Below are 24,995 nucleotides of genomic sequence, written 5' to 3'. Positions count from 1 at the left end.
TCGCATGATTCAGGATGATACGGGAAAATTCACCGAAAACGATGAAGTCTTGATGGGCGGGGCTTTTGGCGAAATGGCGTGATTCGGGTTGATATAGGGTAAACCCTACATCAAAACAATATCGTACTGTTCCTGACTCAAATTCGACTCCACCTGCAGCGACACCGGCTTACCAATAAAATCAATCAACATAGCCAGATGCTGCGACTCTTCCTCGAGAAACAGATCAATCACCTGCTGCGACGCCACCACGCGAAACTCGCGCGGATTGAACTGCCGCGACTCGCGCAGAATTTCCCGCAGCACGTCATAACACACCGTACGCGGCGTCTTGACCTGCCCCTTGCCCTGGCAAACCGGACACGGCTCGCACAGCACATGCGCGAGCGATTCACGCGTACGCTTGCGCGTCATCTCCACCAAGCCAAGCTGTGAAAAACCATTCACCGTCACGCGCGTGCGATCACGCGACAACGCCTTCTTCAATTCGCCCAGCACCTGATCGCGATGCTCGACGTTTTCCATATCGATGAAGTCGATGATGATCACGCCGCCCAGATTGCGCAGACGCAATTGCCGCGCAATGGTGTGCGCGGCTTCGAGGTTCGTCTTGAAGATCGTATCGTCGAAGTTGCGCGCGCCGACGTACCCGCCCGTGTTCACGTCGATGGTCGTCATCGCTTCGGTCTGGTCGATCACGAGATACCCGCCCGACTTCAGATCCACCCGCCGCGACAACGCCCGCTGAATTTCCGCCTCGATGTTGTACAGATCGAAGAGCGGCCGCTCGCCGGTGTAGTGGTGCAGTTTCGACGACACCGCCGGCGTGAACTCGGCCGCGAAATCGGCCAGCATCTGATACGTTTCGCGCGAGTCGACCTGAATGCGCGAGGTCTCATCGTTGACGAAATCGCGCAGCACGCGCTGCGCGAGATTCAGATCCTGATAGAGCAGGCTCGTGGGCGGCATGCGCTGCCCTTGCGAGAGGATCGTCGCCCACGTCTTGCGCAGATACGCGACGTCGCCGGCCAGCTCTTCGCTAGTTGCATCTTCGGCGATGGTGCGCACGATATAGCCGCCTTTTTCATCGGCGGGCAGCACGGCGGTCAGACGCGCGCGCACGGCTTCACGTTCGGCTTCGCTCTCGATCTTCTGCGAGATGCCGATATGCGGTTCCTGCGGCAGATAGACGAGCGTGCGACCGGCAATGCTCACCTGGGTGGACAGGCGCGCGCCTTTGGTGCCGATCGGATCCTTCACGACCTGCACCATCAGCGTCTGGCCCTCGAAGACGATTTTTTCGATTGGCTGATGCGGCGCCTGATGCTGTGGTTCGCCGGCAATGCGCGGATGCCAGATGTCGGCGACATGAAGGAACGCGGCGCGTTCAAGACCGATGTCGATGAAAGCGGACTGCATGCCCGGCAAAACGCGTACGACCTTGCCGAGATAGACGTTGCCGACGCGGCCGCGCGACAGCGTTCGTTCGACGTGAAGTTCCTGGACTGCGCCTTGCTGGACCAGCGCGACGCGCGTTTCCTGCGGCGTGACATTGATCAGGATTTCTTCATTCATGGTGTTATTTTAGAAGTCGATGCGCGCTGCACGCAGGAGGGCAGCAGATTCAAAAAGCGGCAAACCCATGATACCTGAATAGGACCCGTCGATATGCTCGATAAACTCCGCGGCGCGCCCCTGCACACCGTACGCGCCCGCTTTGCCGAGCGGCTCGCCGCTCGCCGCATAGCGTCGGATCGCGTCTGCGTGCAGTGCAGCAAAACGCACCTTCGACACGGATAGCGCGGCGGGCAGCAGCGTGCCCTCGGCGTCGACCACGGCCACGGCCGTCAGCACTTCGTGAGCGCGGCCGGCAAGGCGCGTGAGCATCGCGACAGCGTCGTCGGCATCGACGGGCTTGCCGAGAATCGCGTCGTCGATCGTGACGGTTGTGTCCGCAACCAGGATTGGCCGCGCGACATGAGCGCCGGCCACGAGGCGCGCGCGTGCCGCATGCGCCTTGGCGACGCACACCCGCTGCACATAGTCGCGCGCGCGCTCGCCGGGCACCTCGGCTTCGAGCGCTTCGGCGTCTTCATCGGGGCGCGGCAGCAGCAGTTCGAAACGTACGCCGAGCTGTTGCAACAACTCCTGGCGGCGTGGACTTTGCGAAGCGAGGTAGACGAACGGATGCAGCGATGCGGCGGACGTGGACATGAACAGGTCTCGATGAAGCGGATTGCATGGACATGCGACGGACGCGCCGCGCAATCCCTGCGCCGCCTCGTCCATTCACACGCGATGATAGGGGTGATTTTGCGTGATGGTCCACGCGCGGTAAAGCTGCTCGGCCAGGAGTACTCGGACCATCGCGTGCGGCAAAGTCAGGCTCGAGACGCGCAGCAACATGTCGGCGCGCGCTTTGAGATCGGGGTCGAGACCGTCGGCGCCGCCAATCAGAAACGCCACGTCGCGGCCGTCCTGCTGCCAGCCGGGCAGGGCGCCGGCAAGCTGCATGGTGGTCCAGTCCTTACCGCGCTCGTCGAGCGCGACAATGCGCGCGTTCTTCGGCAACGCGGCTTCGATCTTCAGCCGCTCGGCGGCCATCACGCTTTCCGCCGGCCGTCCCGACGAACGTTGCTCGGGTTTGATCTCGCGCAGTTCGATGCGCAGCTCGGGCGGCATGCGCTTCGCGTATTCGTCGAAGCCGGTGGCGATCCAGTCCGGCATCTTGTGGCCGACGGCGAGGATATGCAGTTTCATTGCGCAAGCATTCGCGAACGATAACGGTGAGTGGGCCGAAGCTCGCTCACTTGCGGCGTGCGGGCGCTTTGCGCGCGGGCTTCTTCACGGCCGGCGCGGCTTCCTCTTCGTCCTCGTCTTCGTCGGGCTCGCTCGAACGCGCACCGCCGAACGGATCCGGCGTGGACAGCTTGATGCGCACCGGCTTGTCGCCCCAGATTTCTTCGAGGTTGTAGTACTGACGCAGGGCCGGCTGCAGGATGTGCACGATCGCGTCGCCGCAATCCACCAGCACCCATTCGCCGATGTCCTCGCCTTCGGTGCTGATGATCTCGCCGCCGTTTTCCTTCACGCTCTCGCGCACGCTCGAAGCGAGCGCTTTGGTTTGCCGGTTCGAGGTGCCGCTCGCGACGATCACGCGATCGAACAGCGCGGTCAGGTGGCTGGTGTTGAACACCTTGATGTCTTGCGCTTTGACGTCTTCGAGAGCGTCGACGATCACGCGTTGCAGTTTGCGAATATCCATGGATTTACCGGTGGTACAGATGATGTTGAAGAATATAGTCCCACACCGCGGTGGGGACATGGCTCGCCGCCTGGTCTTGCTGTTCGCCGCCCGCGAGGGCAAGCCGCTGGTTCACCTGCTCGCGCAGATGCGCGCGAATGTCGGTGGCCGAAACGTTGAACGCAAGCGTCGTATCGATCAGCAAGTGGCCGCAGGGCGTGGCTTGCAGAACGTCGGCGCGGGCACGGCGCGCGTCGATTTCTTGAGCGACCGCCGGCGGAATCGACGTGAGGTCGAAACCGGGCCGGGTGGCCGCGCAGATGTGGGCGAACTCGAACAGGCGCCGCCAGTCGCGCCACGTGTCGAGATGCACCAGTTGATCCGCGCCGATCAGGAGCGCAATGGATGCGTCCTCACCTTCGCGTTCACGCCAGCGTTGCAGCGTGTCGATCGTGTAAGTCGGGCCTTCGTGCTCGATTTCGTCGGTCGCGACCCGCACGGTCGTGCCCGGCAGCACCAGTTCGCTCGCCGCCGCGCGCGTCATGGCCAGCCGGTGCACGGCCGGCGACACGTCCGATTTCTGCCAGGGCTGGCCGGCCGGCAACAGCACGAGTTCGGTCAGATGCAGCACATGCGCGAAACGCCGCGCGAGCGCGAGATGGCCGTCGTGGATCGGATCGAAAGTGCCGCCGAGCAGTCCGATCCGGCGAGGCAGGGCGACAGGATGAGCGTTCGGCTTCAGGTGAAGATCCTTTGTCGTGACGATTGGAGCGAGGTGCGGGCGCTGCCCGTCACACCCACTCGCGCGGCACGAGAAAATCGCTGTAAAGACGCGCTTCCGGCGTGCCCGGTTCGGGCTGCCAGTTGTAGCGCCAGTTCACCACAGGCGGCATCGACATCAGAATCGATTCCGTGCGTCCACCGCTCTGCAGCCCGAACAGTGTGCCACGGTCGAAGACCAGATTGAACTCGACGTAGCGCCCGCGCCGGTATGCCTGGAAATCGCGCTCGGCTTGACCGTACGGAATGTTGCGGCGCTTTTCGATGATGGGCAGGTACGCTTTGAGGAACCCGTCGCCCACACTCTTGAGCATCGCGAACGATTGATCGAAGCCCGGCGCCGAGAAATCGTCGAAGAAAATCCCGCCGATACCGCGCGGCTCGTTGCGGTGCTTGAGGAAGAAATACTCGTCGCACCAGCGCTTGAAACTGGGGTACAGGTCCGCGCCATAAGGCTGCAGCGCGTCGCGGCAAGTGCGATGGAAATGCTGCGCGTCTTCCTCGTAGCCGTAGTACGGCGTCAGATCCATGCCGCCGCCGAACCAGAAGACCGGTTCTTCGCCGGCCCTGGTCGCGACCAGCAGACGCACGTTCATATGCACGGTCGGGCAGTGCGGATTGTGCGGGTGCAGCACGAGCGATACGCCCATCGCTTCGAAACCCCGGCCGGCCAGTTGCGGACGCGCCGCGCTTGCCGAACCCGGTAACGCGTCGCCCGCGACGTCCGAGAAACCAATGCCGGCGCGCTCGAAGAAGTTGCCGCCTTCCAGAATCCGTGTGCAGCCGCCGCCGCGCAGCTTCTCGCCGGGGGCGCGCTGCCATGTGTCGGTGGCGAACGGCGTGCCGTCGAACGCGCCGAGCGTGTCCGCGATCTGCGTTTGCAGGCCTTGCAGCCAGTTGCGCACGGCCTGTGCGTCGTAGCTCGATTCGGTCATGAATGCAGATGCTGAGGGCGGCACGCTCGTCGTGCCGCGGGTTCGTCGTGAAGGGCGTTGGCCGGGCCCGCGTCAGGTCGGAACCTGCGAAGGCGCGCCTGACGTTTTTTCGCGCCCGGCGAAATGCTCCCGGCTTCGTTCAGCCCGCATGGGCCTGGATCGGCCTACATGGTGCGGAGGGCGCCGGTGTCGCTGCTAAAACCCGCCGCGAAAACCCGCAGTGTAGCGCTGTTGGCGCCGCACGCGGGTGAGCGGGGTAATGGCCTGGTGCGGCGCAGTGCGGCTTAGTGCTTGCCTTCGGTCTTGGCGTCGTGCTTGCGGTTCAACGCACGGTAGCCGATGTCGCGCCGGTACTGCATGCCGTCGAACGAGATCTGGTTGATCGTTTCGTACGCGACCGACTGCGCGCTGCGCACCGAATCCGCCAGGCCGACCACGCACAGCACGCGGCCGCCCGAGGTGGTCAGCTTGCCGTCCGTCAACGTGGTGCCGGCGTGGAACGTGACCGAATCCGCGGTTTCAGCCGGAATGTCGTTAATGCGGTCACCCTTGCGCGGCGTATCCGGATAGTTGTACGCGGCGAGCACCACGCCGAGCGCGGTGCGGCGATCCCATTCCAGCTCGACCGTATCGAGCGTGCCGGCGATTGCCTGCTCGACCACCTTCGAATAGTCGCCCTTCAGACGCGCCATGATCGGCTGCGTTTCGGGGTCGCCCATGCGGCAGTTGAATTCGAGCGTTTTCGGGTTGCCTTGCGCGTCGATCATCAGACCGGCGTACAGGAAGCCGGTATAGCGGATGCCTTCCTTCTCCATGCCGCGCACCGTCGGCAGGATGATTTCGCGCATCACGCGGGCGTGCAGTTGCGGCGTGACGATCGGCGCGGGCGAGTAGGCGCCCATGCCGCCCGTGTTCGGGCCCTGGTCGCCGTCGAGCAGTCGCTTGTGATCCTGGCTCGAAGCGAGCGGCAGCACGTGCTTGCCGTCCACCATCACGATGAAGCTCGCTTCCTCGCCGGCGAGGAATTCCTCGATCACGACACGCGCGCCGGCGTCGCCGAGCTTGTTGTCCGACAGCATCATGTCCACTGCGGCGTGCGCTTCTTCCAGCGTTTGCGCGACCACCACGCCCTTGCCCGCGGCGAGGCCGTCGGCCTTGATGACGATCGGCGCGCCCTTGGCGTCCAGATACGCATGCGCGGCGGCGACGTCGGCGAAGGTTTCGTATTCGGCGGTCGGAATCGCGTGGCGCTTCATGAACGCCTTCGCGAAGTCTTTCGAGCTTTCGAGCTGGGCGGCTTCTTTGGTCGGCCCGAAAATCTTCAGACCGCGCGAGCGGAACAGATTGACGATGCCGGCCGCGAGCGGCGCTTCCGGCCCGACCAGCGTGAAGGCGATCTGCTCGTTCTCGACGAAATCGGCGAGCGCGGCCGGATCCGTGATGTCGATGTTGCGCAGACGCTCGTCCTGGGCGGTGCCGCCGTTGCCAGGAGCCACGTAGACGAGCTGGACCCGCGGCGATTGCGCGAGCTTCCATGCGAGCGCATGTTCGCGACCGCCGGAACCGACGACGAGTAACTTCATGTGAATCCCCGAGACTTAAAAACCATAAACGGCTGACGCAACATGCTCAGCCGTGCAATGACAACGAGGTTCGCATTGGGCCCGCAGCCAGTAGCGGCGCAGGGCACGTGCGAAGCCGGGTGGAAGCGCGGTGCGGAAGTCGCACTCACGCGCTTCGGCGCTTCAGCAACGACGCGAGGGCCGGCGGCGTGGCGCGGTTCGACAGGAACCGCTGCACTACGCGCCGCCGGGGCACGCTCATTCGTCGGCGATCGCGGCGTTTGTATAGACTTCCTGCACGTCGTCCAGATTCTCCAGCGCGTCGAGCAGCTTCTGCATTTTCACGGCGTCTTCGCCGGTGAACTCGACTTCCGTCTGAGGTTTCATCGTCACCTCGGCCAGTTCGGCCTTGAAGCCGGCGGCTTCGAGCGCGGACTTCACCTTCGGGAAATCGTTCGGCGGGCACAGCACCTCGATACTGCCGTCTTCATTCGTGACGACGTCGTCAGCGCCGGCTTCGAGCGCGGCTTCCATCAGCTTGTCTTCGGGCGTGCCGGGCGCGAACAGGAACTGGCCGACGTGATCGAACATGAACGACACCGAGCCGTCCGTGCCCATATTGCCGCCGTTCTTCGAGAACGCGTGACGCACTTCCGCCACGGTACGCGTGCGGTTGTCAGTCATGGTGTCCACGATCACCGCCGCGCCGCCAATGCCGTAGCCTTCGTAGCGGATTTCCTCGTAGCTTGCGCCGTCCACGCCGCCCACGCCACGCTGGATCGCGCGGTTGACGTTGTCTTTGGGCATGTTGGCGTCGTACGCCTTTTCGACGGCGAGCCGCAGACGCGGGTTCGAGTCGATGTCGCCGCCGCCCATGCGCGCCGCGACCTGAATTTCCTTGATGAGCCGCGTCCAGACCTTGCCGCGCTTGGCGTCGGCCGCTGCTTTCTTATGCTTGATGTTGGCCCATTTCGAATGACCCGCCATACCTTTCTCCGTCGCGCGCGCCAGTGGGGCGCACGCAGTGTGCAATTGTCGTTGCGATGTCGGGCGCTGACGCGTTCTGCGTTTGTGCGCCGCGATGTCAATCCGCCCGGTGCTTAACTGTCCGGGTCAACCATTCGTGGCTACCCGTCTCGCGCCTCGCCACGCCCGGCCGGACCCGGCTAGCGGGACCGCAGGTCGGCAGCGCGGTTGGGACAGGGCGATCTGGCCAGACCCCACGCGACAAATGCCGCGCCGGCCTGCCGGGCCCCGCGAAAGGCGCGGTGCGCCAGACGGTGGTGCAAGTTGAGCCGCTCTTTGAGCGGATTCGAATTTTATCACGCCGCAAGGGTGCGGCAGAGGGCGAGATAGCCGCAAACGACGCGAAAAGTGCGCGGCGGCGGCCTTGGCCGCACGCCGTCGTGCGCTTTTCAGGCCGCTTTCAGTTCTAGTTCTTCGTGCCGAACAGGCGGTCGCCGGCGTCGCCGAGACCCGGGACGATATAGGCGTGCTCGTTCAGATGCGAATCGAGCGAGGCGACATACAGCTTGACGTCCGGGTGGGCGTCCTGGAACACCTGCACGCCTTCGGGCGCGGCGACCAGCGCGAGGAACAGGATGTTTTCGCCCGCCACGTTGCGGCGCTTGAGCACGTCGACCGCGTGCACGGCGGAATAGCCGGTCGCGACCATCGGATCGCACAGAATGAACACGCGATCTTCGAGGTCGGGCAGGCGCACCAGATATTCGACCGGGCGATGGTCCTCGGCGCGATACACGCCGATGTGGCCCACCCGCGCCGACGGCACCAGTTCCAGCAGGCCGTCCGACATGCCGATGCCGGCGCGCAGCACCGGCACGATCGCCAGCTTCTTGCCGGCGATCACCGGCGCGTCGATCTCGACGAGCGGCGTGGTCAGGCGGCGCGTGGTCATGGGCAGGTTGCGGGTGATTTCGTAGCCCATCAGCAGCGTGATTTCACGCAGCAGTTCGCGGAACGTGCGGGTCGAGGTGTCCCGGTCGCGCATATGCGACAGCTTGTGCTGGATCAGCGGGTGATCGAGGATGAAGAGATTGGGGAAACGGCTGTCCTGAGTCATGGCGGGGGCGCAAGCGGCGGCTAGAGGGATCGGTTCGGCGCGCCGCATGGCCGGGGACCGGCTGGCTGGCGGACGCGCCACGGCGCAAGTTTACCGAAAGAGTGCGCTCCGAAGATACCGGAGATTGCAGCAAGCCGGCGCAGTCCGGCACCGATTCTTCTAGAATCGGGGAAAACATCGCCACGGGAGCCGCCGGACCCGGCGCTTCGGGCGAGACTCACGAGCGGGGGAAAAAGCTGAGGCCGCCTGGCGCTTTCTCACGACGCACAACTTCACGAGGTGAATACAGATGGACATGGGAATCGCAGGACGCACCGCGCTGGTCTGCGCGGCCAGCAAGGGACTCGGCCGCGGCTGCGCGGAAGCGCTCGCCGCCGAGGGCGTCAATCTGACGATCGTCGCGCGCACCGCCGAGACGCTCGAAGCCACCGCGGCGGAGATCCGTCAGCAAAGCGGCGTGGAAGTGAAGACGGTGGCCTGCGACATCACCACGCCCGAAGGCCGCGCCGCGGCGCTCGCCGCCTGTCCGCAGCCTGACATTCTGGTGAATAACGCGGGTGGTCCGCCGCCGGGCGACTTCCGCAACTTCACGCATGAAGACTGGATCCGCGCGCTGGAGAGCAACATGCTCACGCCAATCGAGCTGATTCGCGCAACCATCGACTCGATGAGCGAGCGCGGCTATGGGCGTATCGTCAACATCACGAGTTCCGCGGTGAAGGCGCCGATCGACGTGCTCGGGTTATCCAACGGCGCGCGTTCGGGGCTGACCGGCTTCGTCGCGGGCCTCGCGCGCAAGGTCGCGCCCACCGGTGTGACCATCAACAACCTGCTGCCGGGTATTTTCGACACCGACCGCATTGCCGTGACCTTCGCGGCGCAGGCCAAGTCGCAAAACATTTCCGTCGACGACGCCCGCAAGCAGCGCATGAAGACGATCCCCGCCGGCCGTTTCGGCAACCGCGACGAATTCGGCCGCGCCTGTGCGTTCCTGTGCAGCGTGCATGCCGGCTACATTACCGGGCAGAACTGGCTGATCGACGGCGGCGCCTATCCGGGCACGTTCTGATCGGCAGCTGCGGCAACTGCGGCAGTTCCATCATCACTACAACAACGACAATTACAACGGTTTCAGGAGTCTTACGTCATGACCACCCGTATCGCGCTGATCGCGCACGATCATAAGAAAGACGACATCGTCAAACTGGCCGGCGAATACGTCGACACGCTCAGGCGTTGCGACATCGTGGCGACCGGCACGACCGGCGGGCGCATCGCCGACGCGCATGGCCTCGCGGTCGAGCGGATGCTGTCCGGCCCGCACGGCGGCGACCTGCAGATCGGCGCGCAACTCGCGGAAGGACGTGTGGACATGGTGATCTTCCTGCGCGATCCAATGACACCGCAGCCGCACGAGCCGGACATCAACGCCCTGGTGCGCGCATGCGACGTGCACAACATTCCGTGCGCGACCAACATTTCGACCGCGCGCATGGTGCTCGATTCGCTGACCTTGCGCCTCACGCAACAGGTCTGAGATCCGCGGCATCGCACGCGCGGCACGCCCCAATCCCACCCCAACCCCAAGGAGACATGATGGTCAAAGCAATCCGATTCGATAAAACCGGCGGCCCGGAGGTCATGAAGTGGGTCGACGTCGAAGTCGGCGAGCCGGGCGCGGGCGAGATCCGCGTGAAACAGACGGCGGTTGGACTCAACTATATCGACGTGTACTTCCGCACGGGCCTGTATCCGTTGCCGTTGCCAGGCGGTCTCGGCATGGAGGCGGCCGGCGAGGTGACGGCGCTCGGCGCGGGCGTGAGCGGTCTCAAGGTGGGCGATCGCATTGCCTACGTGGCGCGTCCGCCCGGCGCGTACACGCAGGAGCGCGTGCTGCAGGCCGCGCAGGTCGTGAAGGTGCCCGATGCCCTGAGCGACGAGCAGGCCGCCTCGGTGATGCTGCAAGGCCTGACCGCGCAATATCTCCTGCGTCGCACGTATCCGGTGAAGGCCGGCGACACGATCCTGATTCAGGCCGCGGCGGGCGGCGTCGGCCTGCTGGTGTGCCAATGGGCGAAGGCGCTCGGCGCGACGGTGATCGGCACGGTCGGCTCGGATGAAAAAGCGGAGATCGCCACGGCGCACGGCTGCGACCATGCGATCGTCTACACGCGCGAGAACTTCACCAAGCGCGTGCGCGAGATCACCAACGGCGCGGGCGTGCCGGTGGTGTACGACTCGATCGGTAAAGACACGTTTGCGGGTTCGCTCGATTGCCTCGCGCCGCTCGGCATGTTCGTGAGCTTCGGCAACGCGTCGGGGCCGTTGCCGCCGATCGATTCTTCTGAATTCGCCGGGCGCGGTTCGCTGTTCTTTACGCGTCCGACGCTCTTCACCTATATCGCCAAACGCAGCGACTACGAGGCGATGTCCGCCGAGCTGTTCGACATGCTGGTGTCGGGCAAGGTGAAGACGAGCATCAATCAGCGTTACGCGCTGGCGGATGTCGGAAAAGCGCACGCGGATCTCGAAGGACGCCGCACCACGGGCTCGACGGTTCTGCTGCCGTGAGGCGTCGCGGCATAAACGTGCCGTCAGCCCTATAAAAATCGCGCGTTCCTCGAAGTCGCGCTCGACGCACTGGAAAAGCCGGCGCGTCACGCCGTAAACCCATGCCAGGCATGCACAAGGCCGTTCCGTCTTGCGATGGAACGGCCTTTTCCGTTTACGCGATTTTTATACACGCCCTCCCATCTTTGACCAGCCCTTTACGCGGTTCGGCATAACGTTGCACCCATCCAAAGTCCGTGTAATGGAGAACAAAAATGGATGTGCTGTATGTCGGGGGCCTGGTGCTGTTCGCCGCACTGACCTTTGCGTTAATTGCCGGCTGCGAGAAGTTGATGCAGTTCCGCCGTGGTCAGGGAGCGCGCTCATGAGCTGGATTCTCTGGTTGTCCGGTGCGGCGACCGCGCTGCTGTTCGTGTACCTGGTCTATGCGCTGCTGCGCGCGGAGGACATTGAATGAACTCGAACAATGTCCTGCAAGCGGGCCTGTTTATCGTCGTGCTGCTGGCAGCCGCGGTGCCGATGGCCCGCTATCTCAGCGCCGTGATGGACGGCAGCTCGCGCGTGGTGCGCCTCGGCGGTCCCGTCGAACGCTTGCTGTATCGCATCGCGGGCGTCGACCCTTCCACGGAAATGAGCTGGAAGCACTACGCGATCGCCACGATCGCGTTCAACACGCTTGGTGTGGTGTTTCTCTATGTACTGTTGCGCGTGCAAGGCTGGCTGCCGGGCAACCCGCAACAGTTCGGCCCGATGACGGTGGACGGCGCGTTCAATACGGCAGTCAGTTTCGTGACCAACACGAACTGGCAGGATTACACGCCGGAACAAACCGTCGGCTATCTCACGCAAATGCTCGGTTTCACCGTGCAGAACTTCTTCTCGGCCGCCACCGGCATCGTGGTGGTGATCGCGTTGATTCGCGGCTTTGCGCGCCACACCGCGCAAACCATCGGCAATTTCTGGGTCGACCTGACGCGCGTGACGCTCTACGTTTTGCTGCCCATGTCGGCGATCATCGCGGCGCTGTTGATGAGCCAGGGCGTGATCCAGAACTTCAAGTCGTATGAAGACGTGCCGACCTTGCAGACCACCACGTATGCCGCGCCGAAGCTCGACGCACAAGGCAATCCGGTGAAGGACGCGAAGGGCAATCCGGTGACGGTCGATACGCCGGTGAAAACGCAAACGCTCGCCATGGGTCCGGTTGCATCGCAGGAAGCGATCAAGATGCTGGGCACCAACGGCGGCGGCTTCTTTAACGGCAACTCGGCCCATCCGTTTGAAAACCCGACGCCGTTCTCGAACTTCCTGCAGATCTTCTCGATCCTGCTCATCCCGGCGGCGCTGGCGCTGGTGTTCGGTCGCATGATCGCCGACCGCCGGCAAGGCGTGGCCGTGCTCGCCGCGATGACGATCGCTTTCGCGGTTTGCGTGTTCGGCGAAATCAGCGCGGAGCAGACCGGCAATCCGGCCATCGCCGCATTGCACGTCGATCAATCGGCCAATGCGTTGCAGTCGGGCGGCAATGCGGAAGGCAAGGAAACGCGCTTCGGCATCGCGCAGTCGGGCATCTTCACGGTTGCGACCACCGCGGCTTCGTGCGGCGCGGTCGCCAACACGCACGATTCGCTCACCCCGATCGGCGGCCTCTATCCGATGCTGCTGATGCAACTGGGCGAAGTGATCTTCGGCGGCGTGGGTTCCGGTATGTACGGGATGCTCGTGTTCGCGCTGCTGGCCGTGTTCGTGGCGGGCCTGATGATCGGTCGCACGCCGGAATACGTCGGCAAGAAGATCGAAGCGTACGAGATGAAGATGGTGTCGATCGTCGTGCTGCTCACGCCGCTGCTGGTGCTGGTGGGCACCTCGATCGCGGTGTTGAGCGACGCGGGCAAGGCCGGCATTCTCAACCCCGGCGCGCACGGTTTCTCTGAAATCCTCTACGCGTTCAGCTCGGCCGCCAACAACAACGGCAGCGCGTTCGCGGGCCTCACCGTGGGCACGCCCTTCTACAACTGGCTTACGGCGATTGCGATGTGGTTCGGCCGCTTCGGCACGATCGTTCCGGTGCTCGCGATTGCCGGCTCGCTCGCCGCGAAAAAGCGCATCGGCGTGACCGGCGGCACGCTGCCCACGCATGGACCGCTGTTCGTCGTGCTGCTGCTCGGCACGGTGCTGCTGGTCGGCGCGCTGACTTATGTCCCTGCGCTCGCGCTGGGTCCTGGTGTCGAACATCTGATGATGATGGGCGCCCATTGAGACCCGCGATGAAAACGAGTGATCACGCGCAAACGGGAAATTCGAGGATTCAATGACTGAACATAATGCAACCAGGTCCATGTTCGACCCGGCGCTGGTGCGCCCGGCGATCGTGGACTCCTTCAAAAAACTCACGCCGCGCACGCAGTTCCGCAATCCGGTGATGTTCTGCGTGTACGTGGGCAGCATTCTCACCACAATTCTCTGGATCGCCGCGCTCGGCGGCCAGGCCGAGGCGCCCGCGGGCTTCATTCTCGCGGTCACCTTGTGGCTGTGGTTCACGGTGCTGTTCGCCAACTTCGCGGAAGCGCTCGCCGAAGGCCGTTCGAAGGCCCAGGCGGCGTCGCTGCGCAGCGCGAAGAAAGACGTGATGGCCAAGAAGTTGAACGAGCCGCATCCGAAGTCGCCGATCCGCATTCTGACGGCTTCCGATCTGCGCAAGGGCGACGTCGTGCTGGTCGAAACCGGTGACGTGATTCCGGCCGACGGCGAAGTGGTCGAAGGTGTCGCGTCGGTCGACGAATCGGCGATCACGGGCGAATCCGCACCGGTGATCCGCGAGTCGGGCGGCGACTTTTCGTCGGTGACGGGCGGCACGCGCGTGCTGTCGGACTGGATCGTGGTGCGCGTCACGGCGAACCCGGGCGAGGCGTTCCTCGACCGCATGATTGCGATGGTGGAAGGCGCGAAGCGCCAGAAGACGCCGAACGAAATCGCGCTGACCATTTTGCTGGTCGCGTTGACGATCGTCATGCTGTTGGCCACCGCCACGCTGCTGCCGTTCTCGATGTTCTCGGTCGAAGCCGCAAAGGCCGGCCACGTGGTGACGATCACCGCGCTGGTCGCGCTGCTCGTGTGTCTGATTCCGACCACCATCGGCGGGCTGTTGTCCGCGATCGGCGTGGCCGGCATGAGCCGCATGATGCAGGCCAACGTGATCGCCACCTCGGGCCGCGCGGTGGAAGCCGCCGGCGACGTCGACGTGCTGCTGCTCGACAAGACCGGCACCATCACGCTCGGCAATCGCCAGGCGTCGCAATTCGTGCCCGCGCCGGGCTTGACGGAAGAAGCGCTCGCGGATGCGGCGCAACTCTCGTCGCTCGCCGATGAAACGCCGGAAGGCCGCAGTATCGTCGTGCTGGCGAAACAGCGCTTCAATATTCGTCAACGCGATATGGCGTCGCTGCATGCCGTGTTCCTCGCGTTCACCGCGCAAACGCGCATGAGCGGCGTCGATCTGCCGGGCCGTGAAATCCGCAAGGGCGCGGCCGACGCGGTGAAGAACTATGTCGAAGCCAACGGCGGACGTTTCCCGAACGAAGTCAGCAACGCGGTCGCCGAAGTCGCGCGCCGCGGCAGCACGCCGCTCGTGGTCGCGGAGAAGGGCGAGCAGGGCGCGCGCGTGCTCGGCGTGATCGAGTTGAAGGACGTGGTTAAGGGCGGCATTAAGGAACGTTTCGCCGAACTGCGCAAGATGGGTATCAAGACCATCATGGTGACAGGCGACAACCGCTTGACCGCCGCCGCGATCGCCGCTGAAGCTGGCGTCGACGATTTCCTCGCCGAAGCCACGCCGGAAGCGAAGCTCTCCACGATCCGCGCGCACCAGGCCGAAGGCCGCCTCGTCGCGATGACAGGCGACGGCACCAACGACGCCCCGGCGCTCGCGCAAGCCGACGTCGCGGTGGCGATGAACACCGGCACGCAGGCCGCGAAGGAAGCGGGCAACATGGTCGACCTCGATTCGAATCCGACCAAGCTGATCGAGATCGTCGAGATCGGCAAGCAGATGCTGATGACGCGCGGCTCGCTCACCACGTTCTCGATCGCCAACGACGTCGCCAAATACTTCGCGATCATTCCAGCTGCGTTCGCCACGACCTATCCGGCACTGAACGCGCTGAACGTGATGCATCTGGCTACGCCGGCTTCGGCGATCATGTCGGCGGTGATCTTCAACGCGCTGATCATCGTGCTGCTCATTCCGCTGGCGCTCAAAGGCGTGCGTTATCGCGCGCTGGGTGCGGCGATCCTGCTGCGCCGCAATCTGCTGATTTACGGCTTGGGCGGGATCATCGTGCCGTTCATTGGCATCAAGCTGATCGATATGGTGCTGGCCGCGTTCGGTTGGGTCTGAGCGCTAGTCGCTAGTTCAAGAGGAATCAATCATCATGAAAAATCTGTTCCGTCCGTTGCTCGTGATTTTCGCGGTGCTCACCGCCCTCACGGGGTTGGCTTATCCGGCGGTGATGACGGCAGTCGGTCAGGCGGCCTTCCACGATCAGGCCAACGGCAGCATGCTCGAACAGGACGGCAAGGTGGTCGGCTCGAAGCTGATCGGCCAGCAGTTCGACGCGCCGCAGTACTTCTGGGGCCGTCTGTCGGCCACCAGCCCGATGCCGTACAACGCGCAGGGTTCGAGCGGGTCGAATCTCGGCCCGACCAACCCGGCCTTGCTCGACGAAATCAAAGGCCGCATCGACGCGCTGAAAGCCGCCGGCACGGATATGTCCAAGCCGGTGCCGGTCGATCTGGTGACGTCGTCGGGCAGCGGTCTCGATCCTGAGATCAGCCCGGCTGCGGCGGCTTATCAGATCGAGCGCGTCGCCAAGGCTCGCAAGCTCGCATCGAACGACGTGCAGGCGCTGGTGGACCGTTATACGAGCGGCCGTCAGTTCGGCATTCTGGGCGAGCCGCGCGTGAACGTGCTGCAACTCAACCTGGCGCTGGACGAGATGAAGCGCGGCTGATCCTCTGAGCCTCTGAGGCGCAACGTTTCGCAAAGGCGGCGTCCTCGCGACTCCGCCTTTGGCTTTTGACGGCGCGGCGTAGCGCGCATGATGGCGGTGCGGCATGAGCGTAGCCGCGGCGCGAAGCGATCTGTGCTGGCCGCCATGAGCGGCCCCCGCCATTTGCGGCCGCGCCGCCGCCGTGCCACCATGCGTAGACTGACGCTCGCCCAACGATGAAAACCATTGAGCATGAACCGCCCCGATCCCGATGAGCTGCTCGACAAGCTGCAACGCGACGAAGAAAAACGTCAGCGAGGCAGGTTGAAGATTTTTTTCGGCGCGTCGGCCGGCGTCGGCAAAACCTATGCGATGTTGCAGGCCGCGCGCCGCCGTTACGATGAAGGCGCGGACGTGGTGGTCGGCATCGCCGAAACCCATGGCCGCAGTGAAACCGCGGCGCTGCTCGAGGGCCTCGACGTGCTGCCGCTCGCGCAGATCGAATATCGCGGCCGCAAGCTCGGCGAGTTCGATCTGGACGCCGCGCTCGCCCGCAAGCCGCAACTGATTCTCGTCGACGAACTCGCGCATTCGAACGTGCAGGGCGCGCGCCACCTGAAGCGCTGGCAGGATGTCTACGAACTGCTCGACGCGGGCATCGACGTCTATACGACGGTCAACGTCCAGCACCTCGAAAGTCTGAACGACGTGGTCGGGCAGATCACCGGCATTCGCGTCTGGGAGACCGTGCCGGATCGCGTGTTCGATCGCGCCGACGAAGTCACGCTGGTCGACTTGCCCGCCGAGGAACTGCTCGACCGCATGCGCGACGGCAAAGTGTATTTGCCGCAGCAGGCCGAACGCGCGGTGCGCAACTTCTTTCGCAAAGGCAACCTGATCGCATTGCGCGAGTTGGCGCTGCGCCGCACCGCGGATCGCGTCGATGCGCAGATGCGGGAGTATCGCGCCGACCGTTCGATCCAGCGCATCTGGCAGGCGCGCGAGCGCTTGCTGGTGTGCGTCGGCCCCGGGCCGGAAGCGCCGATGCTGGTGCGCGCGGCGGCGCGCCTTGCCGCCAGCCTGAAGGCCGACTGGATCGCCGTCTATGTCGAGACGCCCGCGCTGCAGCGTTTGCCGGATGCGCGCCGCGAACGCACGCTGAACGCGCTGAAGCTCGCCGCCGAACTCGGCGCCGAAACCGCGACGCTGGCGGGCGCCGACGCGGCCGCCGCATTGATCGGCTACGCGCAGGCTCGCAATGTGTCGAAGCTCGTGGCCGGCGCGTCGGCGCGCACGGGCCTGCAGCGCTGGTTGCGCAAGCCCCTCGGCGAGCGTATCGCCGAAACGGCAGCGGGCGATCTCGATCTCACGCTGATTCGCGCTTCTTCTGAGCGCGACGGCGGCGAGCATCGGCATCTGTTGAACACCACCGCGAACGCCTGGCGCGATGCGTTGAGCGCCGCGCGCGAACGCCGCTCGCCGCCGCGCGCCTACGCTTTCGCGCTGGCGATCTGCGCGGCCATTACTTTGCTGTCGAGCCAGTTGATCGACCATATCGATCTGACCAACCTCGTCATGCTGTATCTGCTCGGCGTGATCTTCGCCGCGGTGAAGCTCGGGCGCGGGCCGGGTGTGGTGCTGTCGTTCATGAGCGTGGCTGCGTTCGACTTCTTCTTCGTGCCGCCGCGCATGTCGCTGTCGGTCTCGGACACGCAGTATCTGCTGACCTTCTTCGGCATGCTGCTGACCTCGCTGGTGATCAGCCATCTCACCTCGAGCCTGCGCCGTGAGGCGAGCGTGGCGCGGCGGCGCGAGCAACGCACCGGCGCAATGTACGCGATGGCGCGCGAGCTGGCCGCGGCGTTGACCACGGAGCAGATCGTCGGCATAGGCAGCCGTCATGTGAGCGAGGTGTTCGGCGCACGCGTCGCGATTCTGTTGCCGGATAGCGCCGATCAGGTCAAACAGAAGATCGAGGATCCCGACGCGGCGGTCACGCTGGAAGGCGAGATGCTCGATAGCGACGTCGGCCAATGGGTCTACGATCAGCAGAAGCCGGCCGGTCACGGCACCGACACGCTGCCGGCCGCCGCCGCGCTCTATTTGCCGCTGAAGGCGCCCATGCGTACGCGCGGCGTGCTGGCGGTCGTGATGCGCAACGAGGGTGAACTCGACGTGCCCGAACAGCAGCGCATGCTCGACGCGTTCGCCGCGCAGATCGCGCTCGCGCTGGAACGGGTGCACTACGTGGACATCGCGCGCGACGCGCTCGTCAACATGGAGTCGGAGCGCCTGCGCAACTCGTTGTTGTCGGCGATCTCGCACGATCTGCGCACGCCGTTGACGACCATCGTCGGCTTCTCGTCGATGCTCGCGCAATCGCCTGATACGCAGCCCAGCGGCGAACTGGTCGAAGCGATTCACGAGGAAGCGCTGCGCATGACCGGCATCGTCACGAATCTGCTCGACATGGCCCGCCTGCAGGCGGGCAGTCTGCAACTTAATCAGCAATGGACGCTGCTCGAAGAAACCGTGGGGGCCGCGCTGCGCGCGTGCAAACGCGTGCTGGCGAATCATCCGGTGCAGGTGAAGTTGGCCGCCGACTTGCCGCTCTTGCACCTCGACGCCGTGCTGATGGAGCGGCTCTTTTCCAACCTGTTCGAAAACGCGGCCAAATACACCGCGCCGACCACGCCGTTGACGATCGGCGCGCAGCGTCTCGACGCGGACGGCAAGTCGTTCGTGCGCGTCACCGTCGACGATGACGGCCCGGGCCTGCCCGCCGGCATGGAAGCACGCGTGTTCGAGAAGTTCACGCGTGGCGAGAAAGAGTCGGCCAAGCCGGGCATCGGTCTTGGGCTTGCGATCTGCCGCGCGATCGTGGAAGCGCACGGCGGTACAATCGGCGCGCTCAATCGCGTGTCGGCGGACGGCCATGTGGAAGGCGCGCGCTTCTGGTTCACGCTGCCCGTGGAAACGCCGCCCGACGCACCGGACGCACTCGAAGACGAAGGCGCCGATGCTTTGACGCACGCCGACACCGACAGCGAACCAACTCCTAACACGCTTGCCAAGCCTACCCATGAGTGACCCGAGCATCACCGTCGTCCTGATCGAAGACGAAAAGCAGATTCGCCGCTTTGTGCGAACGGCGCTGGAAGGCGAGGGCATCGTCGTGCACGACGCCGAAACCGGCAAGCAAGGTCTTGTCGAAGCCGCCACGCGCAAGCCCGATCTGGTGATTGTCGATCTCGGCCTGCCCGACACCGACGGCCTCGACGTGATCCGCGAACTGCGCGGCTGGAGCGAATTGCCGGTGATCGTGCTGTCGGCGCGCACGCAGGAAAGCGAAAAAGTCGCCGCGCTCGATGCCGGCGCGGACGACTACCTCACCAAGCCGTTCGGCGTGTCCGAGTTGCTCGCGCGAATCCGCGCGCATATGCGGCGGCGTAATCAGGGTGGTGCGAACGAGTCGCCGCAAGTGCGCTTCGGCGCCGTGACCGTCGACCTGGCCTTGCGGCAGGTGAGCCGCGACGGCGCGGCCGTCCATCTGACGCCGATCGAGTACCGGCTGCTCGCCACGCTGGTGCGCCACGCCGGCCGCGTGCTCACGCACCGCCAGTTGCTGCGCGACGTGTGGGGGCCGTCGCATGTCGAGAGCCATCACTATCTGCGCATCTATATGGCGCATTTGCGCGGCAAGCTCGAGCGCGATCCGGCGCAGCCGGAACATATCATTACGGAAACCGGGGTGGGATACCGGCTGGTGGGCGCGGCTTGATGCGGTGATATGACGCGGCGCTGTGATGCGGTGTGTTGACGCAGCCTGGCAGCGCAGTGTGGTGAATCCGCCACGGCCGGCGCGATCTCTTGTCGCGAGTCGCTCCCAGCGGCTTACCGGCGGTCCCGGTATAATTACATTTCGTAAGGACGACCTTGCGGTTTCACGAACGGGGACGGCCCCATTTCACCATGGAGCTGTTTCATGTCCTGGATTCTTCTGTTGATCGCCGGTTTGCTCGAAGTCGCCTGGGCGGCCGGTCTTAAAACCTCCGACGGTTTCACTCGTCTCTGGCCTTCGGTGTTCACGGTCGTGACGGCGCTCGGCAGCTTCATACTGCTCGCCATGGCCATGCGCCAGTTGCCGCTCGGCACGGCCTACGCGGTGTGGACCGGCATCGGCGCAGTCGGCGCGTTCATCTTCGGGATCGTGATGATGGGCGAGGCGTTGACCGTCGCCCGGGTTGCCAGCGCGGCGCTCATCGTGATCGGACTGATCGGGTTGAAGCTCTCTTCCGGGCATTGAGCCCCGTACTCGAACCCGCCGCCGGACGTATCCGTCGAGTCCGGCGGCGCCGGGCTCGCGCCCGCACCGAACTCCCCATTTATTCGCCGCTCTGCGTTCTGCGAATTAACGTGGCTATAATGAGATCGAATCCAACCTGACATTGTCCGCGGCCCATTTGGCGCGGCCGGCTTGGCGCGGGTCTGACGACTTCGGTGCGGCTCCCTCATTATTGGCCCGTCGAAGCCGCCCGGCACGCACAGCGCGCCCGGAGGCGGCCATGCTTGAATCACTTTCGCTCGCTGCGGGCCTCTCGTGGGGCAGCGGTCTGCGCCTCTATCTGACGGTCCTGCTGGCCGGCGTGTTCGCCCGTCTGGGCCTCGTTCATCTTCCCGATACGCTGTCCGCCTTGTCCTCGCCTTGGGTGATCGGCGTGGCGGGCGTGCTGACCGTCACCGAATTTCTCGCCGACAAGATTCCCGCGTTCGATTCGCTGTGGGACGCGGTTCATACCTTTATCCGCATTCCGGCGGGCGCCGTGCTGGCCGCCGGTGCGCTCGGCCATGCCGATCCGGCGCTGTTGACCGTGGCCGCGCTCGCGGGCGGGACGCTGGCGGGCACGGCGCACCTCGCCAAAGCGGGGACGCGCGCGCTGATCAACCTGTCGCCGGAACCGGTGTCGAATGTCGTGACCTCGACGGCTGAAGACGGGCTCGTGTTCGGCGGCATCTTGCTCGCGCTGTTCGTGCCGCTCCTCTTTCTGGTGTTGATGGTGGGCTTCCTGATGCTGGCCGGCTGGGCGTTGCCGCGGCTCTGGCGTGGGGTGCAGGGCGGTTTTCGCGGCATGGCGACGCACATGGTGTCGCGCTTTGCCAGGAGCAGGCACGATTGAGCGATACGGTACGGGGTTCCGCGGCGCGCATGGCGACACCGCCGACGCGCCGGTTCGGCGGTAGGGATCTGTTGCGCCAGTCCGTTCGTATGACGTCGCGCGACTGGCGCGCGGGCGAATTGACGATGCTGCTGCTGGCGCTGGTGCTGGCCGTGGCGGCTTTGTCGAGTGTCGGCTTTCTGGCTGACCGTTTGCACCAGGGGCTCGAGCGCGACGCGCGGCGCATGATCGCCGCCGACTTCATCGTGCGGGCCGATCATCCGGTCGATCCGCAATTCGCCGGGCAAGCCAAAGCGCTCGGTTTGAACACCGCCAGCACGGCAATCTTTCCCAGCATGATCAACTCGACCGGCGCGCAGCCGGTCTCGCGGCTCGCCGCCATCAAGGCGGTGTCGCCCGGTTATCCGCTGCGCGGCGCGCTGCGCATTGCCTCGGCGCCGGGCGGGGCGGACTATCCGGCGCGATCGATTCCGCCGCCGGGCGTCGTGTGGGTCGATCAGGCGTTGCTCGACGCGCTGAAGGTGCATGTCGGCGATACGGTGAAAGTCGGCAATCGCAATTTCACGATCGGCGCGGTCATCACGCGCGAACTCGACCGCGGTTTCTCGTTCGTCAATTTCTCGCCGCGCCTGATGCTGCGCGCTGACGACGTGCCGTCGACCGGCCTCATCGCTTACGGCAGCCGCGTGACGTACCGCTTGCTGGTCGCGGGGCCCGACGAATCGGTGGCGCGTTTCGCGCAATTCGCGCACGACCGCGTGGACGGCGGCAAGATGCGCGGCGTCGCGCTCGAATCGTTGCAGGACGGCCAGCCGCAAGTGCGCCAGACACTCGACCGCGCGAGTCATTTCCTCACGCTCGTCTCGCTGCTCACCGCGTTGCTGGCGGCCGTGGCGATTGCGATGGCCGCGCATCGATACATGCGCCGGCATCTGGACGGCTGCGCGGTGCTGCGCTGCCTCGGCGTCAGTCAGGCGACACTGCGCGCGCTCTTCACGCTCGAATTCGTGGGGCTCGGTTTGATCGGCGGCGCGCTGGGTGTGGCGCTCGGTTGTCTGGGGCACCTCGCGCTGCTCACGTGGCTCGGCAGTCTGATCGATGTCGCGCTGCCGTATCCGACCGCATGGCCGGCGCTCGAAGGCATCGCGGCCGGTCTCGTGCTGTTGCTGGGCTTCGCGTTACCGCCGCTGTTGCCGCTCACAAGAGTGCCGCCGGTACGCGTGCTGCGCCGTGAATGGGGCGAGGCGGGCCGCACCGCATGGGCGGCTTACGCGCTCGGCATCGTGCTGTTCGCGGCGCTGCTGATCGTCGCGGCCGGCGAGCTAAAGCTCGGCGGGATCGTGGCGGGCGGCTTCGCGGGCGGGCTGCTGGTGTTCGCGTGCATCGCGCGGCTCGCGTTGTGGGGCGCGGCGCGCGTGGTGCGCAGCGAGCGCGTGAATGCGGGAATCGGCTGGCGCTATGCACTGGCATCGCTCGAACGGCGCAGCAGCGCGAGCGCATTGCAGATCACCGCGCTCGGCATCGGGCTGATGTGTCTGTTGCTGATTGCGATGACGCGTAACGACCTCGTGGCCGGCTGGCGCAAATCGACGCCGCCCGATGCGCCGAACGAGTTCATCATCGATATCCAGCCTGATCAGCGCGACGCCGTCACACACTATCTGAGCACCCACGGCGTGCCGGGCACGGTGCTTTCGCCGATGGTGCGCGGCCGGCTGACGGCGATCAACGGCAAGCCGGTCAATCCGGATGCGTTCAAGGGTGACGACGCCAAACGTCTCGTGGATCGCGAGTTCAATCTGTCGTACACCACCGAGTTGCCCGACGACAATCGACTCTCCGCCGGCACGTGGTATGGCGACACAACCACGCCGCAGATTTCGATCGAGCAGGGCCTCGCCAAGCTGATCAACGTGAAGCCCGGCGACATGCTGCGTTTCGACGTGACCGGCTTGCAGATCGACGCGCCCGTCACGAGTGTGCGCAAGCTCGACTGGGGCTCGTTCAAGGTCAACTTCTTCGTGCTGATGCCGCCCGCCGCATTGCAGGATTTTCCGGCGACGTTCATCACGAGCTTCCATCTGCCGCAGGAGAAGCAGTCGACCATCGACGGCCTGATCTCCACTTATCCGAACCTCACGGCGATCGATACCGGTCCGATTCTCGCGCAGGTGCAGCGCGTGTTGCAGCAGGTGATCGGCGCGGTGCAGTTCCTGTTCGCGTTCACGCTTGCCGCGGGTGTACTCGTGCTGTACGCGGCGCTCGCCGGCACGCGTGATGAGCGCATGCGAGAATCCGCGCTGCTGCGCGCATTAGGTGCGTCGCATCGTCAGGTGCGCTCGGTGCAGGTTGCCGAGTTCGTCGCGGTGGGCGCGCTGGCGGGTCTGATGGCGGCGGTGGGCGCGCAGGCTATCGGCTACGTGCTGGCAACGCGCGTGTTCGAGTTTTATCTGAGCTTCGATCCCTGGCTCTTGCCGGCGGGCATTGCTGCCGGCATCGCGTGCGCCGGCGTGGGCGGCTGGCTGAGCTTGCGGCATGTGCTGGCGCGGCCCGCGTTGCAATCGCTGCGGGATGCGTGAATTCCTTTTTTCTGGTTGGTGAGTGGGTATGAGTGATTTGAACGACGAAGTGTCCGCGGCGCAGCCCACGGCCTTCGAACTGGTGGGCGGCGAGGCGCGCGTGCGCGAACTGGTGGACCGCTTTTACGATCTGATGGATCTTGAAGCAGACTTCGCCGGAATCCGGGCGTTGCATCCGCAATCGCTCGACGGTTCGCGCGACAAGTTCTTCTGGTTTTTATGCGGATGGTTGGGCGGTCCGGATCATTACATCAGCCGCTTCGGCCATCCGCGTCTGCGTGCTCGGCATCTGCCGTTCGCGATCGCATCCGGCGAGCGCGATCAGTGGCTCAGATGCATGGCGTGGGCAATGGAAGATATCGGGCTCGCGGAACCGCTGAGAGAGCGCTTGCTAGGCTCGTTCTTCGAAACGGCCGACTGGATGCGCAATCGCAATGGCTGAGGAGGCTGGGCAGACTTCGCGTACGACTTCGGCGGACTATGCCGTTCTGCCTCCGCAGGCACGCGAAGTTCTCGACTGCTGGTTCGGCGTGCCGGGCACGCCCGAGTTCGGTAAGCAGCACAAACGCTGGTTTTCACGCGACGCGGCGTTCGACACGATGCTGCGTGAACGCTTCGGAACCCTGATCGATGCGGCATGCGAGTCCACGCTCGACCACTGGGCCGGCACACCGCTCGGCGGGTTGGCGCTCGTCATCGTGCTCGACCAGTTTTCCCGTAATTGTCATCGTGGCACATCGCGCGCGTTCGCGGCCGACCACAAGGCATTGCAAACCGCGCAGCAGATGATCGCAAGCGGCGCCGATCGCTTGTTGCCGAGCGCGCATCATCGCGCGTTCGCCTATTTGCCTTTCGAACACGACGAGACGCTCGCGGGTCAGCGCGAATCTTTGCGACTCTTCAAACTGCTGAAAGCTGAACCGGGCGGCGCGTCGTATTATCGGTCCGCGGTGCGCCACGCGGAAATCATCGAGCGGTTCGGGCGCTTTCCGCATCGCAATGCGCTGCTCGGGCGTTCTTCGACGGCTGAAGAAAGCGCATTCCTGCGCGAACCGGGTTCATCGTTCTAGATTTGC

24 protein-coding genes are annotated in these 24,995 nt (G+C 64.7%); 15 read left to right on the top strand and 9 right to left on the bottom strand.

Annotated elements, in window-relative coordinates:
* Positions 1-105: 105 nt before the first annotated feature.
* The 9 genes from rng to upp form a co-directional block, all read right to left on the bottom strand.
* A complete protein-coding gene (rng, locus tag AC57B1_RS15035; RefSeq protein WP_011487448.1) occupies positions 106-1,575 on the bottom strand; it encodes a ribonuclease G in 1,470 nt (489 codons plus the stop codon).
* A gap of 9 nt (positions 1,576-1,584) precedes the next feature.
* The gene (locus AC57B1_RS15030) at positions 1,585-2,214 is read right to left on the bottom strand and encodes a Maf family protein (protein ID WP_496417872.1); all 630 of its coding nucleotides are present in this window, start codon (positions 2,212-2,214) and stop codon (positions 1,585-1,587) included.
* Between the two features lie 75 nt (positions 2,215-2,289).
* Positions 2,290-2,760: a 23S rRNA (pseudouridine(1915)-N(3))-methyltransferase RlmH gene (rlmH, locus tag AC57B1_RS15025; protein ID WP_091795971.1), complete on the bottom strand. Its 471-nt coding sequence runs from the start codon at positions 2,758-2,760 to the stop codon at positions 2,290-2,292.
* A gap of 46 nt (positions 2,761-2,806) precedes the next feature.
* The gene (gene rsfS, locus AC57B1_RS15020; RefSeq protein ID WP_091795967.1) at positions 2,807-3,265 is read right to left on the bottom strand and encodes a ribosome silencing factor; all 459 of its coding nucleotides are present in this window, start codon (positions 3,263-3,265) and stop codon (positions 2,807-2,809) included.
* Positions 3,266-3,269: 4 nt separating this feature from the next.
* A complete protein-coding gene (locus AC57B1_RS15015; protein ID WP_496417874.1) occupies positions 3,270-3,986 on the bottom strand; it encodes a nicotinate-nucleotide adenylyltransferase in 717 nt (238 codons plus the stop codon).
* Positions 3,987-4,035: 49 nt separating this feature from the next.
* A complete protein-coding gene (gene hemF, locus AC57B1_RS15010) occupies positions 4,036-4,959 on the bottom strand; it encodes an oxygen-dependent coproporphyrinogen oxidase (RefSeq protein ID WP_091795961.1) in 924 nt (307 codons plus the stop codon).
* A 284-nt stretch (positions 4,960-5,243) separates the two neighbouring features.
* Positions 5,244-6,542, bottom strand: coding sequence for a phosphoribosylamine--glycine ligase (gene purD / locus AC57B1_RS15005; protein ID WP_496417871.1), 1,299 nt, complete (start codon positions 6,540-6,542; stop codon positions 5,244-5,246).
* Positions 6,543-6,779: 237 nt separating this feature from the next.
* Positions 6,780-7,508: a YebC/PmpR family DNA-binding transcriptional regulator gene (locus AC57B1_RS15000; RefSeq protein WP_091795956.1), complete on the bottom strand. Its 729-nt coding sequence runs from the start codon at positions 7,506-7,508 to the stop codon at positions 6,780-6,782.
* A gap of 445 nt (positions 7,509-7,953) precedes the next feature.
* Positions 7,954-8,604, bottom strand: coding sequence for a uracil phosphoribosyltransferase (gene upp, locus AC57B1_RS14995; RefSeq protein ID WP_011487457.1), 651 nt, complete (start codon positions 8,602-8,604; stop codon positions 7,954-7,956).
* Between the two features lie 289 nt (positions 8,605-8,893).
* On the opposite strand from upp, the gene AC57B1_RS14990 reads away from it, so the two are divergent.
* The 15 genes from AC57B1_RS14990 (at position 8,894) to AC57B1_RS14920 (ending at position 24,989) form a co-directional block, all read left to right on the top strand.
* Entirely contained in the window at positions 8,894-9,673 is a 780-nt protein-coding gene (locus AC57B1_RS14990) for an SDR family oxidoreductase (RefSeq protein WP_091795954.1), read from the top strand.
* A gap of 78 nt (positions 9,674-9,751) precedes the next feature.
* Positions 9,752-10,141 (top strand): methylglyoxal synthase, encoded by a 390-nt coding sequence (locus AC57B1_RS14985; protein WP_011487459.1) that lies wholly within the window; start codon positions 9,752-9,754, stop codon positions 10,139-10,141.
* Between the two features lie 59 nt (positions 10,142-10,200).
* Positions 10,201-11,175 (top strand): quinone oxidoreductase family protein, encoded by a 975-nt coding sequence (locus AC57B1_RS14980; RefSeq protein ID WP_408345380.1) that lies wholly within the window; start codon positions 10,201-10,203, stop codon positions 11,173-11,175.
* Positions 11,176-11,429: 254 nt separating this feature from the next.
* The gene (locus AC57B1_RS14975) at positions 11,430-11,543 is read left to right on the top strand and encodes a hypothetical protein (protein ID WP_007175652.1); all 114 of its coding nucleotides are present in this window, start codon (positions 11,430-11,432) and stop codon (positions 11,541-11,543) included.
* The gene (gene kdpF, locus AC57B1_RS14970; RefSeq protein ID WP_091795945.1) at positions 11,540-11,632 is read left to right on the top strand and encodes a K(+)-transporting ATPase subunit F; all 93 of its coding nucleotides are present in this window, start codon (positions 11,540-11,542) and stop codon (positions 11,630-11,632) included. The genes AC57B1_RS14975 and kdpF overlap by 4 nt, the downstream gene beginning before the upstream one ends.
* The gene (gene kdpA / locus AC57B1_RS14965) at positions 11,629-13,434 is read left to right on the top strand and encodes a potassium-transporting ATPase subunit KdpA (RefSeq protein ID WP_408345240.1); all 1,806 of its coding nucleotides are present in this window, start codon (positions 11,629-11,631) and stop codon (positions 13,432-13,434) included. Before kdpF ends, kdpA begins: the two co-directional genes overlap by 4 nt.
* A 52-nt stretch (positions 13,435-13,486) precedes the next feature.
* Positions 13,487-15,571: a potassium-transporting ATPase subunit KdpB gene (kdpB, locus tag AC57B1_RS14960; RefSeq protein WP_011487464.1), complete on the top strand. Its 2,085-nt coding sequence runs from the start codon at positions 13,487-13,489 to the stop codon at positions 15,569-15,571.
* A 34-nt stretch (positions 15,572-15,605) separates the two neighbouring features.
* Entirely contained in the window at positions 15,606-16,184 is a 579-nt protein-coding gene (gene kdpC / locus AC57B1_RS14955; RefSeq protein WP_496417870.1) for a potassium-transporting ATPase subunit KdpC, read from the top strand.
* A gap of 231 nt (positions 16,185-16,415) precedes the next feature.
* Positions 16,416-19,253, top strand: coding sequence for a DUF4118 domain-containing protein (locus tag AC57B1_RS14950; protein WP_496417869.1), 2,838 nt, complete (start codon positions 16,416-16,418; stop codon positions 19,251-19,253).
* Positions 19,246-19,944, top strand: coding sequence for a two-component system response regulator KdpE (gene kdpE / locus AC57B1_RS14945; protein WP_091795932.1), 699 nt, complete (start codon positions 19,246-19,248; stop codon positions 19,942-19,944). Before AC57B1_RS14950 ends, kdpE begins: the two co-directional genes overlap by 8 nt.
* Before the next feature lie 204 nt (positions 19,945-20,148).
* A complete protein-coding gene (gene sugE, locus AC57B1_RS14940) occupies positions 20,149-20,469 on the top strand; it encodes a quaternary ammonium compound efflux SMR transporter SugE (protein WP_408183435.1) in 321 nt (106 codons plus the stop codon).
* Between the two features lie 259 nt (positions 20,470-20,728).
* Positions 20,729-21,340, top strand: a complete 612-nt coding sequence (locus tag AC57B1_RS14935; RefSeq protein ID WP_496417868.1) for a DUF4126 domain-containing protein — start codon at positions 20,729-20,731, stop codon at positions 21,338-21,340.
* Entirely contained in the window at positions 21,337-23,919 is a 2,583-nt protein-coding gene (locus AC57B1_RS14930; protein ID WP_496417867.1) for an ABC transporter permease, read from the top strand. Before AC57B1_RS14935 ends, AC57B1_RS14930 begins: the two co-directional genes overlap by 4 nt.
* Positions 23,920-23,947: 28 nt before the next feature.
* On the top strand, positions 23,948-24,361 hold the full coding sequence (locus AC57B1_RS14925; protein ID WP_408183439.1) for a group II truncated hemoglobin: 414 nt from the start codon (positions 23,948-23,950) through the stop codon (positions 24,359-24,361).
* Entirely contained in the window at positions 24,354-24,989 is a 636-nt protein-coding gene (locus AC57B1_RS14920; RefSeq protein WP_496417866.1) for a DUF924 family protein, read from the top strand. The genes AC57B1_RS14925 and AC57B1_RS14920 overlap by 8 nt, the downstream gene beginning before the upstream one ends.
* Positions 24,990-24,995 lie beyond the last annotated feature (6 nt).

The organism is Paraburkholderia sp. BGA-UO-ETr-F21 (genome assembly GCF_059567925.1).
Note: the sequence above shows the minus strand (reverse complement) of the source record. Positions and strands in the feature narration are given on the sequence as shown.

Bases quoted from the DNA above. Each gene is read 5' to 3' on its own strand.
- rng (WP_011487448.1), bottom strand. From the start codon at position 1,575: ATGAATGAAGAAATCCTGATCAATGTCACGCCGCAGGAAACGCGCGTC.
- AC57B1_RS15030 (WP_496417872.1), bottom strand. From the start codon at position 2,214: ATGTCCACGTCCGCCGCATCGCTGCATCCGTTCGTCTACCTCGCTTCG.
- rlmH (WP_091795971.1), bottom strand. From the start codon at position 2,760: ATGAAACTGCATATCCTCGCCGTCGGCCACAAGATGCCGGACTGGATC.
- rsfS (WP_091795967.1), bottom strand. From the start codon at position 3,265: ATGGATATTCGCAAACTGCAACGCGTGATCGTCGACGCTCTCGAAGAC.
- hemF (WP_091795961.1), bottom strand. From the start codon at position 4,959: ATGACCGAATCGAGCTACGACGCACAGGCCGTGCGCAACTGGCTGCAA.
- purD (WP_496417871.1), bottom strand. From the start codon at position 6,542: ATGAAGTTACTCGTCGTCGGTTCCGGCGGTCGCGAACATGCGCTCGCA.
- AC57B1_RS15000 (WP_091795956.1), bottom strand. From the start codon at position 7,508: ATGGCGGGTCATTCGAAATGGGCCAACATCAAGCATAAGAAAGCAGCG.
- upp (WP_011487457.1), bottom strand. From the start codon at position 8,604: ATGACTCAGGACAGCCGTTTCCCCAATCTCTTCATCCTCGATCACCCG.
- AC57B1_RS14990 (WP_091795954.1), top strand. From the start codon at position 8,894: ATGGACATGGGAATCGCAGGACGCACCGCGCTGGTCTGCGCGGCCAGC.
- AC57B1_RS14985 (WP_011487459.1), top strand. From the start codon at position 9,752: ATGACCACCCGTATCGCGCTGATCGCGCACGATCATAAGAAAGACGAC.
- AC57B1_RS14980 (WP_408345380.1), top strand. From the start codon at position 10,201: ATGGTCAAAGCAATCCGATTCGATAAAACCGGCGGCCCGGAGGTCATG.
- AC57B1_RS14975 (WP_007175652.1), top strand. From the start codon at position 11,430: ATGGATGTGCTGTATGTCGGGGGCCTGGTGCTGTTCGCCGCACTGACC.
- kdpF (WP_091795945.1), top strand. From the start codon at position 11,540: ATGAGCTGGATTCTCTGGTTGTCCGGTGCGGCGACCGCGCTGCTGTTC.
- kdpA (WP_408345240.1), top strand. From the start codon at position 11,629: ATGAACTCGAACAATGTCCTGCAAGCGGGCCTGTTTATCGTCGTGCTG.
- kdpB (WP_011487464.1), top strand. From the start codon at position 13,487: ATGACTGAACATAATGCAACCAGGTCCATGTTCGACCCGGCGCTGGTG.
- kdpC (WP_496417870.1), top strand. From the start codon at position 15,606: ATGAAAAATCTGTTCCGTCCGTTGCTCGTGATTTTCGCGGTGCTCACC.
- AC57B1_RS14950 (WP_496417869.1), top strand. From the start codon at position 16,416: ATGAACCGCCCCGATCCCGATGAGCTGCTCGACAAGCTGCAACGCGAC.
- kdpE (WP_091795932.1), top strand. From the start codon at position 19,246: ATGAGTGACCCGAGCATCACCGTCGTCCTGATCGAAGACGAAAAGCAG.
- sugE (WP_408183435.1), top strand. From the start codon at position 20,149: ATGTCCTGGATTCTTCTGTTGATCGCCGGTTTGCTCGAAGTCGCCTGG.
- AC57B1_RS14935 (WP_496417868.1), top strand. From the start codon at position 20,729: ATGCTTGAATCACTTTCGCTCGCTGCGGGCCTCTCGTGGGGCAGCGGT.
- AC57B1_RS14925 (WP_408183439.1), top strand. From the start codon at position 23,948: ATGAGTGATTTGAACGACGAAGTGTCCGCGGCGCAGCCCACGGCCTTC.
- AC57B1_RS14920 (WP_496417866.1), top strand. From the start codon at position 24,354: ATGGCTGAGGAGGCTGGGCAGACTTCGCGTACGACTTCGGCGGACTAT.